The sequence below is a fragment of the Pseudomonas sp. BTN1 genome (assembly GCF_001907715.1).
In the GTDB taxonomy this organism is placed as follows: Bacteria; Pseudomonadota; Gammaproteobacteria; order Pseudomonadales; family Pseudomonadaceae; genus Aquipseudomonas; species Aquipseudomonas paracarnis.
Window position 1 is genome coordinate 85880 of sequence record NZ_MPBM01000075.1, and the last position, 14688, is coordinate 100567.

Annotated in this window: 13 protein-coding genes; 1 reads left to right on the top strand and 12 read right to left on the bottom strand. The window is 61.7% G+C overall.

From position 1 onward, the window contains the following. Positions 1–162 precede the first annotated feature (162 nt). Entirely contained in the window at positions 163–942 is a 780-nt protein-coding gene (locus BMH52_RS27500; protein ID WP_032904016.1) for a hypothetical protein, read from the top strand. On the opposite strand, the gene BMH52_RS27505 is transcribed toward BMH52_RS27500, so the two are convergent. The 12 genes from BMH52_RS27505 to BMH52_RS27560 all read right to left on the bottom strand — a co-directional run. Further along, the gene (locus tag BMH52_RS27505; RefSeq protein ID WP_003171467.1) at positions 939–1535 is read right to left on the bottom strand and encodes a MarC family protein; all 597 of its coding nucleotides are present in this window, start codon (positions 1533–1535) and stop codon (positions 939–941) included. The genes BMH52_RS27500 and BMH52_RS27505 overlap by 4 nt on opposite strands. Positions 1536–1735: 200 nt before the next feature. After that, on the bottom strand, positions 1736–4510 hold the full coding sequence (locus BMH52_RS27510) for a hybrid sensor histidine kinase/response regulator (RefSeq protein ID WP_072434913.1): 2775 nt from the start codon (positions 4508–4510) through the stop codon (positions 1736–1738). Between the two features lie 116 nt (positions 4511–4626). Continuing rightward, complete coding sequence (gene purD / locus BMH52_RS27515; protein WP_014716727.1) at positions 4627–5919, bottom strand: phosphoribosylamine--glycine ligase; 1293 nt, start codon at positions 5917–5919, stop codon at positions 4627–4629. Positions 5920–6044: 125 nt separating this feature from the next. After that, positions 6045–7652, bottom strand: a complete 1608-nt coding sequence (gene purH / locus BMH52_RS27520) for a bifunctional phosphoribosylaminoimidazolecarboxamide formyltransferase/IMP cyclohydrolase (RefSeq protein WP_014716728.1) — start codon at positions 7650–7652, stop codon at positions 6045–6047. 82 nt (positions 7653–7734) lie between these two features. Then, positions 7735–8055 (bottom strand): DNA-binding transcriptional regulator Fis, encoded by a 321-nt coding sequence (gene fis, locus BMH52_RS27525; protein WP_002555375.1) that lies wholly within the window; start codon positions 8053–8055, stop codon positions 7735–7737. Further along, complete coding sequence (gene dusB, locus BMH52_RS27530; protein WP_003188182.1) at positions 8052–9065, bottom strand: tRNA dihydrouridine synthase DusB; 1014 nt, start codon at positions 9063–9065, stop codon at positions 8052–8054. Before dusB ends, fis begins: the two co-directional genes overlap by 4 nt. A gap of 185 nt (positions 9066–9250) precedes the next feature. Beyond that, the gene (locus tag BMH52_RS27535) at positions 9251–10510 is read right to left on the bottom strand and encodes a DUF3426 domain-containing protein (protein WP_072434915.1); all 1260 of its coding nucleotides are present in this window, start codon (positions 10508–10510) and stop codon (positions 9251–9253) included. Positions 10511–10540: 30 nt separating this feature from the next. Continuing rightward, entirely contained in the window at positions 10541–11419 is an 879-nt protein-coding gene (gene prmA, locus BMH52_RS27540) for a 50S ribosomal protein L11 methyltransferase (protein ID WP_034126418.1), read from the bottom strand. A gap of 185 nt (positions 11420–11604) precedes the next feature. After that, complete coding sequence (gene accC, locus BMH52_RS27545; RefSeq protein ID WP_003188188.1) at positions 11605–12966, bottom strand: acetyl-CoA carboxylase biotin carboxylase subunit; 1362 nt, start codon at positions 12964–12966, stop codon at positions 11605–11607. A gap of 17 nt (positions 12967–12983) precedes the next feature. Beyond that, on the bottom strand, positions 12984–13448 hold the full coding sequence (gene accB, locus BMH52_RS27550; protein ID WP_014716731.1) for an acetyl-CoA carboxylase biotin carboxyl carrier protein: 465 nt from the start codon (positions 13446–13448) through the stop codon (positions 12984–12986). A 24-nt stretch (positions 13449–13472) separates the two neighbouring features. Continuing rightward, positions 13473–13928: a type II 3-dehydroquinate dehydratase gene (aroQ, locus tag BMH52_RS27555; RefSeq protein WP_014716732.1), complete on the bottom strand. Its 456-nt coding sequence runs from the start codon at positions 13926–13928 to the stop codon at positions 13473–13475. 291 nt (positions 13929–14219) lie between these two features. Beyond that, positions 14220–14688 (bottom strand): methyl-accepting chemotaxis protein (locus tag BMH52_RS27560; protein WP_143192556.1); only part of this gene is annotated, 469 nt, incomplete at its 5' end.

Here is a 14688-nt window from a genome sequence, read left to right on the forward strand (position 1 = left end):
TTTATGCGATGAAAACCGCACGCCTGCCCGCCGCGCCTTGTCATTGCTGGACGCTGGTTTTGGGCGGGGCAGGCCAAGGGATGTTTGTCGCATGGAAACCCCGCCGCTCCCTGGACTAGTGTGGAAGCAAGCCCCATGTGGGGTGCTTGTGGAGAACAGAAAATGGAGCGACGTCACAAAAGGATCAACAGCAAAAAAAGGCGCAAGTTGATTGCCGCCTACAAGTTACCGGGCGCACCTGCCAGGCAGGCCACGGCAGTGTTGGATAGCGAGGATGATTGCAATGCGGCCGTTGTCAACAACGGCGTGATTTCGTTTGCCGAAGGCTTGTCGGCGTTGAATCGGGAATACGTGCGCAAAAGCTATCTGCTGGCCAGCAGTTATGTGAGCGATGTGCTGAACGTCCAGCGAGGCAGCGAGGCGTGGTACGAGGAATTTATCAAGGTGATGGTCAGCCTGGGGTGGCTGCCGCTGCGCAGTCGCTTTGAGCGAGTCTCGCGTGCGGGCAAGGGCCTGACGGTGCAACTGGCGGCGCTGAATATCATCGCCTCGATGCTGACGTCGACGGCGCTGTCCGGGCCACTGCTCAGCGCATTGCCAAAGCTGGCCGCCGATGCGCTGGACACACTGAAGCGCCAGCCAGCGTCTTTCGAGCTGTTCAAGCGCAATTGCGCGGTGCGTGAGGGCGGCGATTTCGGCCTGGCCTCCTGCGCTGAAACAGACGGCGAGTTGATCATGGTGCTGGTGACCTACAGCACCCATGGTGTGGATAAACAGGTGGGCCTGCCCTTCCTGGAGTGGGACAGCTCCTCGTTCGAGGCCTTCAGCGGGCAGACTTGCCTGGTGCTCAGTACCTCGATGGTCAACGAGAAAACCATCCAACTGATGCGCGAAAGCGCCGGTGACAAAGTGGAAATGGCTATCGCCAAATACCGGATCTAGGGCACCAGGTAGCCGCGTACCCCGGTAAAAATGATTTGCGCGGCCAGGGCGCAGACGAACAGGCCCATCAACCGGCTGACAATCTGCAAGCCCTGGTCGCCGAGAATGCGTTCGATACGGTTGGACAGGTACAGCACCACGCCCACTGTCAGGCTGGCCAGGGCAATACTGAGGATGGCGGTGAGCTTATCGTCCCAGTGCGGTTGGCTGACGCCCATCACCAGTAAGGCGCCAATGGTGCCGGGGCCGACGGTGAGCGGGATGGTCAGCGGCACGATGGTCACGTCCTGCTGCACGTTGTCGGTCTGCACCGCCGACTTGCCCTGAGCCATGCCTAATGCGGAGATAAACAACACGCTGCCGGCGCCGATACGGAACGCATCCACGGTAATGCCGAACACGCTGAAAATTACCCGACCGAACAGGTAGAGCAACACGCTCGATACCAAGGTGGCCAGTGCAACTTTCCACGCCAGGCGCCGACGCTCCTTGCTGGAGTAGCCACGGGTCAGGCTGATAAAGCAGGACAGCACAAAGAACGGGCTGTAGAGCACCAGCATCTTCAGGTAAACGCTGAACAACACATGGAGCATGGGGGCGGCTCGCGGGCGGGGAAAGTGTGGAGGAGTCTATCCGACACAGATCAAATGTGGGAGCTGGCTGATCGTTCCCGCGCTCTGCTGATCGTTCCCACGCTCTGCGTGGGAATGCATCCAGTGACGCTCTGCGTCGCGTTCAAGCAGGACGCGGAGCTTACCGGGCGGCGTTGCCACGCGGAGCGTGGGAACGATCATCAGGAAAGGGTGCTGTGCTCAGGGCGCTGTTGGCGCTGCGCCACCCAGTAGTCCACCAGCTCGCGCAGTTGCGACAGTTCAACCGGCTTGGCCATATGCCCGTCCATGCCCGCCTGGCGTGCGCGTTCTTTGTGTTCCGACAGGATATGCGCGGTAAGCGCCACCACCGGCGTGCGCACGCGTTGATGGCTGATTTCCCACGCCCGCAGTTGCTGCGTGGCGGAGAAACCATCGAGGATCGGCATCTCACAGTCCATCAATACCAGGTCATAACGCTGGGCTTTCATTGCCTGCAGCGCTTCTTCGCCGTTGCTGGCGGTGTCCGGGTTGAGGTTGAGCTTGCCGAGCATGCCGCGAATCACTTTGGTGGAGATGCTGTTGTCTTCGGCTACCAGGATGCGGAAATCGCTGGGCACGGTAATGGCTGCCGGTGCGCTGGGGGCCGGGCGTGCAACGAGGGCGCCTTTGCTGCGCTGGGTCAGCTCATCGGCCAGGGTGGTCTTGAGGGTATAACCCGCCACTGGCTTGGCGAGAATGCGCTTGATCCCACAGTTGCGCGCAATGATCTTGCTCGGCGCGTTACTGATGCCGGTGAGCATGATCAGCAGTATGTCGTGGTTCAGGCTCGGATCTTCCTTGATCTTCGCCGCCAGTTGCATGCCGGTCATGCCGGGCATGTTCTGGTCCAGCAGCACCACGTCAAAGTAATCACGCAGGTGCGCTTTGGTACGCAGCAGCGCCAGGGCCTCCTTGCCCGAAGGCGCGGCGCTGACGTTCAGGCCCCAGGCCGTGCACTGCTGCACCAGCACTTTGCGGCAGGTGTCGTTATCGTCCACCACCAGTACGCGGGCGTCCTTGAGCGGGCCGTCGAGGTCGCTGGTCGGATGCTCCAGGCGTTCCGGGTCCAGGGGCAGGGTCAGCCACAGGGTGCTGCCCTGGTGACTGCCGCTTTTGATGCCGAACTCGCCGTTCATCAACAGGATCAATTGGCGGGCAATGACCAGGCCCAGGTGGCCGCTCAAGCGCGTCGCCGAGAGGAAGTTCTTGCTGTGCAGTTCGCTGTGCAGCAGGGCGTCGCGTTCGGCGGCTTCCATGGGTACGCCGCTGTCTTGCACGGCAATGCGCAGGCGTGGCTTGGGGCTGCGCTCATCCAGGGCGACGACGATCAGCACTTCGCCTTCATCGGTTTTGTGCAGGGCGTTTTCCAAAAGGCTCAGCAGCGCCTGGCGCAGTCGCGTCGGATCACCGCTGATCACCCGTGGCACCTGAGGCTGGATAAAGCTGATCAGCTCGACATTCTGCTGCTCGGCCTTGGCGCGGAAGATGCTCAGGCAGTCGTCGATCAATGCATTGAGGTCGAACTGCACATCATCCAGTTCGATCTGACCGGATTCGAGCTTGGAAATGTCGAGAATTTCGTTGATCAGGGTGAGCAACTCGTTACCGGCGCTGTGGATGGTCTGCACATAGTCGCGTTGCTTCACCGACAACGGCGTGCCCAGCAGTAACTCGGTCATGCCCAGCACACCGTTCATGGGCGTGCGGATTTCGTGGCTGATCTTCGCCAGGAACTCGGCCTTGGCGGCGATTTCGGCGTTGCTGGCCGCCAGGTCGCGGCTCAGGCTGAAGCGGGTTTCGACAATGGCGCGCTGGCGCTCGCCGAGGGCCAGGCTCATCAGCAGGCCGCTGAGGCAGATAAAGCTCAGCAGGGTGACGATCAGGCCTTGTGGCGCCACCAGGGTGAGGCCGAGCAGGGCGGGCAGGATGATCAGCGTGCCGATGTTGAACACCACCATGGCCGCCACGAACAAGCGCGCCGGGCGGTAGCCTTTTTGCCAATGATAGGCCGAGACGAACAGCATGCTCAGGCCCGCCAGCGCGACCAGGGCATAGGTGATGATGTTCAGCGGCAAGGTGTTGACGAACAACAACAGCAAGCCGCACAGGACGATCAGCAGGATGTCCGCCATCAACACTTTGTTCAGCGGATGCGGGCCCAGTGGCATGAAAAAGCGGTAGGCAAACATCAACCCGCAGGGTGCGGTCAGCAGTAGGGCCAGGTAGGCGCCAGGGGTCTGGATCGCGTGCCAGTTCGGCAGCCACGGCCCCACCAGGTTGAGCAGTAGCGCCAGGCTGAGCATCAACAGGAATTCGCACGCGGCCAGCCACAGGCTACTGCGCGAGCGGTGGTAGGCGAAGCGCGTGAGGTTGTGCAGGATCAGCATCGACAGCACGCCGAACAGCAGACCGTAGATCAATGTCTGGTTCTGGTTGGCAGCGGCCTGCACCGCCGGTTCCAGGGTGATGTAAGGGCGCAGTTCGTGTTCCGAGACCAGGCGCAAATACACCTCCAGGGGCCGCGGGCTCTGGGGCATCGGTAACATGAAGTCACTGCTGGGCAACGGGCGCTCAGCCTGGGGTTGGCGAGTGCCGGTGATTTGCTGCTCCACCAGGGTGTCGCCGTCCAGCACGTACAGGCTCAGGCTGGACAGGTCCGGGGCAAACACCCGCAGCACTTGTTCGTGCTTGCCGGGTTGCAGCCTGAAGCGCACCCACAACGCACCGTCCGGCTGCGCGGCAGTGATCCGGTCCAGTTCGATGGGGCTGAATTGATTGGTATAGCGGGCGGAACGGATGTCGCTCAGTTGCAGGTCGGCCTGTTCATCAAGCAATACCGCCCAGCCACTGCCTTGTGCGGCGGCCTGGGCCGGTAGCAAGCAGAGCAGGGTCAGTAGACTGATTGTGAAACCTATGGCGATCCTGAGCCAGCGCACGGCGAAATCCCTTCGGTAGGTGGATGCACGGGTTAACTATGCGCGGGGCGACAGGGTACGGCAAGGGCCAAAGGCCCTTACCTAACCGAACGGATAGCTACTGCAAGCGTAGCTACTCAGTTGTTCTCACCACGTTCGCGGGCAATGGCACGGTAGCCAATGTCGGTGCGGTAGAAGCAGCCTTTCCAGTCGATTTTCGCCGCCAGTTTGTAGGCCTGTTGTTGCGCGGCATCGACACTGGCACCCATCGCGGTGGCGCACAATACGCGGCCACCGGCGGTTACAACTTTGCCGTCCTTGAGCGCGGTGCCCGCGTGGAACACCTTGCCTTCCAGCGCAGCGGCGGCGTCGAGGCCTTCGATCACATCGCCCTTGGCGTAGTCGGCAGGGTAGCCACCGGCCGCCAGCACAATCCCAACACTAGGACGTGGGTCCCACTGCGCTTCGACCTTGTCCAGGGCCTGGGCGAGGGCGGCTTCCACCAGCAGCACCAGGCTCGATTGCAGACGCAGCATCACCGGTTGGGTTTCCGGATCGCCGAAGCGGCAGTTGAACTCGATGACTTTGGGGTTACCTGCTTTGTCGATCATCAGGCCGGCATAGAGGAAACCGGTGTATACGTTGCCTTCATCCGCCATGCCGCGCACGGTTGGCCAGATCACCAGGTCCATGACGCGCTGGTGCACGTCGGCGGTTACGACGGGTGCCGGGGAGTAGGCACCCATGCCGCCGGTGTTCGGGCCGCTGTCGCCGTTGCCGACGCGCTTGTGGTCCTGGCTGGTGGCCATCGGCAATACGTTCTTGCCGTCGACCATCACGATAAAGCTGGCTTCTTCGCCATCGAGGAATTCCTCGATGACCACCCGCGAGCCGGCGTCACCAAAGGCATTGCCGGCGAGCATGTCGCGCACGGCGTCTTCGGCTTCCTGCAGGGTCATGGCGACGATCACGCCTTTACCGGCAGCCAGGCCATCGGCCTTGATCACGATCGGTGCACCTTTCTCACGCAGGTAAGCCAGGGCCGGCTCGATCTCGGTGAAGTTCTGGTAGTCGGCCGTGGGGATCTTGTGGCGAGCCAGGAAGTCCTTGGTGAAGGCTTTCGAGCCTTCCAGCTGGGCGGCGCCCGCGGTAGGGCCGAAGCAGTCCAGGCCACGGCTGCGAAACAGATCGACGACGCCTGCCACCAGTGGCACTTCCGGGCCGACGATGGTCAGGGAAACATTCTTCTCGGCAAAATCTGCCAACTGCTCCAGGGCCAGCACGTCTATGGCGACGTTTTCGCACTTGGCTTCGATGGCGGTGCCGGCGTTGCCGGGGGCCACGAAGACTTTCTGCACGCGTGGGTCCTGGGCTACTTTCCAGGCCAGGGCGTGTTCACGGCCACCGCTGCCAATGATCAAAACATTCATTTCAAAAACCTCGTTAGGATGATCGTTCCCACGCTCTGCGTGGGAATGCCTCTACGGACGCTCTGCGTCCGAGGGACGCGGAGCGTCCCTGGCTGCGTTCCCACGCGGAGCGTGGGAACGATCAATCAGTGGCGGAAGTGGCGCATGCCGGTGAAGACCATCGCAATGCCAGCTTCATCAGCGGCGGCGATGACTTCTGCATCACGCATCGAACCGCCCGGTTGGATCACGGCGGTCACGCCGGCTTTTGCAGCGTTGTCCAGGCCGTCACGGAACGGGAAGAATGCATCGGAAGCCATCACCGAACCCACCACCTGCAAACCGGCGTGCTCAGCCTTGATCGCGGCGATACGCGCCGAGTTCACGCGACTCATCTGACCAGCGCCGACACCGATGGTCTGGCGGTTCTTGGCGTAGACGATGGCGTTGGACTTGACGTATTTGGCCACTTTCCAGGCGAAGATCAGGTCGTTGATCTCTTGCTCGGTCGGCGCGCGCTTGGTCACGACTTTCAGGTCCTGGCTGCCGATCATGCCGATGTCGCGGCTCTGTACCAGCAGGCCGCCATTGACGCGCTTGTAGTCCCAGGCCGCGGCGCGGTCTGCCGACCACTCGCCACAGGCCAGCAGGCGCACGTTGGCTTTGGCGGCGACGATGGCGCGGGCTTCTTCGCTGACGCTTGGGGCGATGATCACTTCGACGAACTGGCGCTCGACGATGGCCTTGGCGGTCTCGGCATCCAGTTCGCGGTTGAAGGCAATGATGCCGCCGAATGCGGATTCGGTGTCGGTGGCGTAGGCCAGTTCGTACGCCTGGCGGATACCGCCTTCAGCGTCCGGGCTGACGGCCACGCCGCACGGGTTGGCGTGCTTGACGATCACGCAGGCCGGTTTGACGAAGCTCTTCACGCATTCCAGCGCGGCGTCGGTATCGGCCACGTTGTTGTAGGAAAGTTCTTTGCCTTGCAGTTGGGTCGCGGTGGCAATGCCCACTTCGGCAGGCTTGGCTTCCACGTAGAACGCCGCGCTCTGGTGCGGGTTCTCGCCGTAGCGCATTTCCTGGGCCTTGATGAACTGGCTGTTGAAGGTGCGCGGGAACTGGCTGCGGCCTTCGGTGCTGAGGGTGTCAGCCGCCTGGTTCACGGTGCCCATGTAGTTGGCGATCATGCCGTCGTAGGCGGCGGTGTGTTCGAACGCCTTGAGCATCAGGTCGAAGCGCTGGGCGTAGGTCAGGCCACCGGCCTTGAGGTTTTCCAGGACGTTGGCGTAGTCACTGGCGTTGACCACGATGGCCACGTCTTTGTGGTTCTTGGCCGCCGAGCGCACCATGGTCGGGCCGCCGATATCGATGTTTTCGATGGCGGTCGGCAGGTCGCAGCCTGGCTTGTTGATGGTGGCTTCGAACGGGTAGAGGTTAACGGCCACCAGGTCGATCGGCTTGATGCCGTGCTCGGTCATGATGGCGTCGTCGATGCCGCGACGGCCAAGGATGCCGCCGTGGATTTTCGGGTGCAGGGTCTTGACGCGACCGTCCATCATTTCTGCGAAACCGGTGTAGTCCGCGACTTCCACTGCGGCCACGCCGTTGTCCTGCAGCAGTTTGAAGGTCCCGCCCGTGGAGAGGATTTCCACACCCAGGGCTTCCAGCTCCCGGGCAAATTCAAGGATCCCGGTCTTGTCGGAAACACTGATCAAGGCACGGCGGATCGGCAGGCGGGTGGTCTGGTCGGTCATCTCAATTTCCATCAAAAGCAAAGGAAGTCAGCAAAAAAGGCGACCGGTTTTACGCGGGCGCCTTTCTGGTTTGATTGAATGCTTACAGCAAATCGTACTGCTTGAGCTTTTTGCGCAAGGTGCCACGGTTGAGGCCCAGCAGCTCACTGGCTTTGGTCTGGTTGCCCTTGACGTAGTTCATCACGCTTTCGAGCAAGGGCGCCTCGACTTCGGAGAGCACCAGGTTGTACACATCCGTGACGGAAGCGCCCTCAAGGTGGGCGAAATAATTGTGCAGCGCCTTCTCGACACTCCCGCGAAGGGTCTGGCCTTCTTCGCTAGGCGTGTTGAGGTGCTGTTTCAAATTGACGTTGTCGCTCACGGGTGTTGTTCCACTCACTAAAGTCTCGGTCATCATCGTCATGCGGCCACCCCTTCTCCATCCCCTGTTCCCAGGCTCTTGTCGCGTCCGGCGAAGAACTCACGAACGGTGGCGACCTGTGCCTGCGTTTCATCCAAACGATTGAACTGAGCGCGGAATTCCTTGGCGCCCGGCAAGGTGGCGAGATACCAGCCGACATGCTTGCGAGCAATGCGTACTCCCATCACGTCCCCATAGAAGGCGTGCAGGGCGGCCAGATGCTCTAGCAGAATACGTTCCACCTCGACCAACTCTGGTGCCGGCAAGACTTCACCAGTACGCAGGAAATGCTCGATTTCACGAAAAATCCACGGCCGCCCCTGGGCGGCCCGGCCAATCAACAAACCATCGGCACCGGTCGCGTGCAGCACGCGCCGGGCTTTCTCGGCACTGTCGATGTCGCCATTGGCAAAGACGGGCATCGACACGGCCTGCTTGATCGCGGCAATGGTGTCGTACTCGGCTTCACCGGTGTAAAGGTCGGCGCGGGTGCGGCCATGCACCGCCAGCGCTGCAATACCAGCCTGTTCAGCGATCTTCGCCACCGTCAGGCCATTCTTGTTGTCCCGGTCCCAACCGGTACGAATCTTCAGGGTCACCGGTACATCTACTGCGCCGACAACGGCCTGCAGGATCTCGGCGACCAACTGCTCATCTTTCAACAGCGCGGAACCGGCGGCCTTGTTGCAGACCTTTTTGGCCGGGCAGCCCATGTTGATATCGATGATCTGTGCACCCAGCTCCACATTGGCCCGGGCTGCATCCGCCAGCATCTGCGCATCGCCACCGGCGATCTGCACCGAGCGTGGCTCGGGATCACCTTCGTGGATCATGCGCATCCGCGACTTGCGGGTGTTCCACAAACTCATGTCGCTGGTAACCATTTCAGAGACTACTAGACCCGCGCCCAAACGCTTGCACAGCTGACGAAAGGGCTGGTCGGTGACACCCGCCATCGGGGCGAGGATCAAGCCGTTCTGCAATGTGTATGGGCCGATGCGTACCGCCGACATAGGACTTCCCTGTTGTGGGGCCGGATCATTAGAGTTCGAAAAAGGGTTGGCATGATACCCGCTCTCGATGACGGGTTAAAGGCTGAATTGGATAAAATCTGAACAGTTATTTTTTTATCGCCATCGGTTTGGTTGACGATGGCCAAGTCAATAATCCGCCGTCAAACCTCGGTGGGCGCGCCGTTTCACTCGGGTGAATGGAAGCTCAGGCTGTAATTCACGGCTTTGTTGCCGGGGTCCAGGATGTCCAGGGAGATGTGGATCGGCGTCTGCGAGGGCATTTCGCTCACGCCGGCCAACTCGCCGCTCAGGTATTCGGCGGGCTTGAAGCGACGACTGGCGATCAGGCTGCCGTTCAAGTCCGCAAAGCGCAGCTCCAGCAGTGGGAAGGGCTGGGAGAAGGTCGCGCGGTTATAGAGGATGGCATCCACCACCAGTGCCCCGGCGAACTCGGGGTGGCTGCGCACCACCAGGTTGCTGCTCTTGATATGGGTAATGTCGACCCGCGATGGCACGGTGCACCCCAGTTTCGGGCATAGCGTCTGGAACCACGGGCGATAGGCGTCCTGGCGGGCCAGGTCGTCGAACTGGTAGGCGATGTACTGGCCGGCCAGGCCGGCGGCGGCGAGTACGACCAACAATATCCAGAGCAGACGGCGACCCCAGCCTGACGGACGCTTCTGCGCATACAGGTGCAGGGGGTCGTCTTCCAGGTCCTGGAGCAACTCATCGTGTACACCGGCCTCCGTTCGCGCGCGCTTGCGTCGCGCGAACGCGCGGTCTTCGGGTTCAGGCTCATCGTGCTCGTCGCGGGTGGGTGTCAGCGGCGGGTCGAGGTCGTCATCCACGGTAGTGGCGTGCAGAGCTGGTTCGTCATCGAGTTCGTCGACGTGGGCAGACATGGACGGTTCGGTGCGCTGTTTGGACGCAGGTGCCTTAACCGGCTCGGGCTCTTCTTCTGGTGCCTGTGCACGCTCTTCGGGTGGCTCACTGAACAGGCTGGCCGCCCATTTTTCTTCCTCGGCCTTGACCGTGTCGCGGCTGGCACTGAAGGACTCTTCCTTTTGCCGACGGTCGGCGCCTGGCTGGCGACGTTCTGCGCCCACTGCCTGGGTGTGCTGGATCTCGCGACGTTCCAGCCTGGCCAGTTCCTTGTCCAGGTTATCCAGGTCCAGCTCTTCGGCCGTCCACTGCTTCTGGCTGATGGCCCGCGGTGGCTCGGGAGGCGTTTCGACAGTCGGTTCGGCGGCCGGCTCGGCGGTGGTCGGCACTTCAGGCTCCGGCGCAGACGCCTGGGCCCGTTGCTCCAGCAACTGGCGAGCGGCGTTGAATACTTGCAGGCACGAGCCGCAACGCACCACGCCGCGGGCCACGCTCAACTGAGCGTGGTTGACGCGAAAACGCGATTGGCAATGTGGGCACTGGGTGACGAAACTGTCGGTCATGCGGCCATCCAATTCAGGCAAGCGCTCATTCTAGCGCCGACGACCGCTGATGCGTACCCAGCCATCACGGTTGGCGATCGGGTCCAGCTCGAAGTCCTTGGCGTAGGCCGCAGCCACGTCTTCACCTTGCTCGGCCAGGATGCCCGAGAGCGCCAGGCGCCCGCCCGGCTTGACCAGGCTCGACAGTTGCGGCGCCAGCGACACCAGTGGCCCGGCGAGGATATTGGCGACCAGTACGTCGGCCTGAACCTGGGGAAGGTCCTCAGGCAGGTAGAGTGGGAATTTGCCTTCGGCAATGTTGTTGCGCCCGGCGTTATCGCGGGAGGCTTCCAGGGCCTGCACGTCGATATCGGTACCCACGGCCTCCTTGGCGCCCAGCAGCAGGGCGGCGATGGCCAGGATCCCCGAGCCGCAGCCGAAGTCCAGTACGTTGCTGTCGGTCAGGTCCTGGCCGTCCAGCCATTCCAGGCACAGGGCGGTGGTCGGGTGCGTGCCGGTACCGAACGCAAGGCCCGGGTCCAGCAGCAGGTTGACGGCGTCTGGCTCGGGAGCGGCGTGCCAGCTTGGCACGATCCACAAGCGCTGGCCGAAGCGCATGGGCTGGAAGTTATCCATCCAGCTGCGTTCCCAGTCCTGGTCTTCGATGACTTCGCTGTGATGCTCGGGCAGCGGGCTGCCGGTGAGCAGTTCCATATGGGCCAGCACGGCAGCGGCGTCGGTGCCGTCTTCGAACAGGGCCAGCAAGTGGGTGTGGGACCACAGCGGCGTGGTATTGAGTTCCGGCTCGAAGATCGGCTGGTCTTCGGCGTCCATGAAGGTCACCGACACGGCACCCACTTCGAGGAACGCGTCTTCGTAGGTTTCGGCTTGTTCTGGGCTGATGGCGAGACGGACTTGCAGCCAAGGCATGGCGGGCACCTTTGAAAAAAATGAATGTGCGGCGGGCAGGCCGCGAAAGCGCGCAAGTTTACGCGAGAGCAAGCCAGAAGACGACTGCGCCGACGATCGTTCCCACGCGGAGCGTGGGAACGATCGGGGGGCGGTGGCCCATAAACAACAAAACCGCCCGAAGGCGGCTTTGTTGGGTGGAGCACTTACTGGTTGGCCAGCTTGTGTTCCAGGTAGTGAATGTTCACACCACCTTCGCAGAAGCCTTCATCACGAACCAGATCCCGATGCAGCGGGATGTTGGTCTTGATGCCGTCGACCACGATTTCGTCCAGGGCGTTGCGCATACGGGCCATGGCCTCGTCGCGAGTGGCGCCCCAGGTGATCAGCTTACCGATCAGCGAGTCGTAGTTGGACGGAACCTTGTAGCCGCTGTACAGGTGCGAATCCACACGTACGCCGTTGCCGCCGGGCGCGTGGAAATGCTTGACCAGGCCAGGGCTTGGGATAAAGGTTTTCGGGTCTTCGGCGTTGATGCGGCACTCCAGCGAGTGGCCGTGCATCTTCACGTCGTCCTGGGTGAACGACAGCACGTTACCGGCGGCGATGCTCAGCATCTCCTTGACGATGTCGATACCGGTGACCATCTCCGATACCGGGTGCTCTACCTGCACACGAGTGTTCATCTCGATGAAGTAGAAACGGCCGTTCTCGTAGAGGAACTCGAAGGTGCCGGCGCCACGGTAGTTGATATCGATGCAAGCCTTGACGCAGCGTGCCAGGACTTCCTGACGCGCCTTTTCATCCAGGCCCGGAGCCGGAGCTTCTTCCAGGACTTTCTGGTGGCGACGTTGCAGCGAGCAATCGCGGTCGCCCAGGTGGATAGCGTGGCCCTGGCCATCGGACAGTACCTGGACTTCCACGTGACGTGGGTTGGTCAGGTACTTCTCCAGGTAGACCATCGGGTTGCCGAACCAGGCGCCCGCTTCGGAGCGGGTCTGCTTGGCGGCTTCGATCAGGTCTTCTTCCTTGTGCACCACGCGCATGCCGCGACCACCACCGCCACCGGCGGCCTTGATGATCACCGGGTAGCCGACTTCGCGACCAATGCGCAGAGCGGTTTCCTCGTCTTCAGGCAGTGGGCCGTCGGAGCCTGGAACGGTGGGCACACCGGCCGCGATCATGGCGTCCTTGGCCGAGACCTTGTCGCCCATCAGGCGAATGGTTTCGGCTTTGGGGCCGATGAAGGCAAACCCGGATTTTTCCACTTGTTCGGCAAAATCGGCGTTTTCCGCGAGGAAGCCGTAGCCGGGGTGGATGCCATCAGCGCCGGTCACTTCTGCCGCAGCGATGATGTTCGAGACTTTCAGGTACGAGTTCGTGGCCAGTGGCGGGCCGATGCAGATGCTTTCGTCCGCCAGCTTCACGTGCATCAATTCGGTATCGGCCGTCGAGTAAACAGCGACGGTCTTGATGCCCTCTTCCTTACAGGCGCGCAGGATACGCAGCGCGATCTCGCCGCGGTTGGCGATCAGGACTTTTTGCAGTTTCTTCGCAGGTTTCAACATCGAAGGCGCTCCGCGGTTCAAACGATGGTGAACAGCGGCTGGTCGTACTCAACCGGCTGACCGTTTTCTACCAGGATGGATTCGATGACGCCGGCTTTTTCCGCGGTGATGTGGTTCATCATTTTCATCGCTTCAACGATGCAGATGGTGTCACCCACTTTCACGGTTTTGCCCACTTCAACGAAGGCTGGCGAGGTCGGTGCCGGGGTGCGGTAGAACGTACCGACCATTGGCGACTTGACCACGAAGCCGTTCAGCGCAGGCGCGGCTGGGGCGGCAGGTGCAGTGGCGGCGGCAGGCGCGGCAGCCGGAGCAGCAGCGGCTGGAGCCGGCGCTTGCATCTGTGGTGCGTAGAACTGTTGGGCCGGGGTCTTGCTGTGACGGCTGATCCGTACGGACTCTTCGCCTTCCTTGATTTCCAGCTCGTCGATACCGGATTCTTCCAGCAGTTCGATCAGTTTCTTAACTTTACGGATATCCATGAATCATCAACTCCCAAGGGTCGGTCAGGGGCGTTTAGCCTGTTCTTCAATGTGTTCCAGGGCGGCCTCCAGGGCCAGTCGGTAACCGCTGGCGCCAAGGCCGCAGATCACTCCTACCGCTACGTCGGAGAAGTAAGAGTGATGGCGGAAAGCTTCGCGTTTGTGCACGTTCGATAAATGCACTTCGATGAATGGGATGCTCACCGCCAGCAGCGCGTCACGTAATGCAACGCTTGTATGCGTAAAAGCGGCGGGGTTGATCAGAATAAAGTCCACGCCTTCGCCGCGCGCGGCATGGATACGATCAATCAATTCATACTCGGCATTGCTTTGCAGGTAGAGCAAATGGTGGCCGGCTTCACGTGCCCGTCGTTCCAGGTCGAGGTTGATCTGATCGAGGGTTACTGCCCCGTAGACGCCCGGTTCGCGGGTGCCAAGCAGGTTCAGGTTGGGTCCGTGAAGAACCAGTAAGGTCGCCATTGGCTGTTCCTTGTTATTGGTGTGGGTACGTCAGAACCCGGCGACTATGCCGCAAAGCCTTTGTGACTGTCCAGTTCTATGCAGTAGCCGGCACGATTAGCGAGGATTGCGCAAAATTTGTGACCAAGACCCTGCATCTGGTCAGTGTGGGAGCTGATCGTGCCCACGCTCGCGTGGGCACGCATCCAGTGATGCTCTGCGTCACGGCTTTAAAGCGGGATGCGGAGCGTCTGGGGCGACATTCCCACGCGGAGCGTGGGAACGATCAGCCAGCTCCCACATTAGATCGGGTCAGACGCGGAAGGCTTGCACGGCGGTAGTCAGTTGCCCGCCCAGTACCAGCAGGTGCTCGCCCTGGCTACGGCCCTGGCCAATACGCAGCAAATTATCCTCACCCAATTGATGAATCCGCTCACTGTTGTCGCGTATCTCGCTCACGGCGCCACTCTGCTGCGCGGTCACATCGGCAATGCGCACGGCAGTGTCGGAGATGGTCTGGATCGCGCCGACGATTTCATCCAGCGCGCCATCCGCCGCCTGGGCCTGCTGGGCGGTGGCTTCGGCGTGTTCGACCTGGGCGCGCATGCCTTCTACCGACTGGTGCGCGGCGGTTTGCAGGCCGGCGATCAGGCCCTGGATTTCGGCAGTGGCACCGGCGGTACGCTGGGCCAGGGCGCCCCCTTCCTCGTCCACCACGCCGAACACACCCCCGCCCCCCCCCCCCCGCCCGCCCTCGACACCCCCCCTCCGCCCACGCCCC

Coding starts and splice junctions, on each gene's coding strand:
- BMH52_RS27500 (WP_032904016.1), top strand. CDS start 163: ATGGAGCGACGTCACAAAAGGATCAACAGCAAAAAAAGGCGCAAGTTG.
- prmA (WP_034126418.1), bottom strand. CDS start 11,419: ATGCCTTGGCTGCAAGTCCGTCTCGCCATCAGCCCAGAACAAGCCGAA.
- BMH52_RS27505 (WP_003171467.1), bottom strand. CDS start 1,535: ATGCTCCATGTGTTGTTCAGCGTTTACCTGAAGATGCTGGTGCTCTAC.
- dusB (WP_003188182.1), bottom strand. CDS start 9,065: ATGTCGGCGGTACGCATCGGCCCATACACATTGCAGAACGGCTTGATC.
- fis (WP_002555375.1), bottom strand. CDS start 8,055: ATGACGATGATGACCGAGACTTTAGTGAGTGGAACAACACCCGTGAGC.
- aroQ (WP_014716732.1), bottom strand. CDS start 13,928: ATGGCGACCTTACTGGTTCTTCACGGACCCAACCTGAACCTGCTTGGC.
- purD (WP_014716727.1), bottom strand. CDS start 5,919: ATGAATGTTTTGATCATTGGCAGCGGTGGCCGTGAACACGCCCTGGCC.
- BMH52_RS27535 (WP_072434915.1), bottom strand. CDS start 10,510: ATGACCGACAGTTTCGTCACCCAGTGCCCACATTGCCAATCGCGTTTT.
- accC (WP_003188188.1), bottom strand. CDS start 12,966: ATGTTGAAACCTGCGAAGAAACTGCAAAAAGTCCTGATCGCCAACCGC.
- purH (WP_014716728.1), bottom strand. CDS start 7,652: ATGACCGACCAGACCACCCGCCTGCCGATCCGCCGTGCCTTGATCAGT.
- accB (WP_014716731.1), bottom strand. CDS start 13,448: ATGGATATCCGTAAAGTTAAGAAACTGATCGAACTGCTGGAAGAATCC.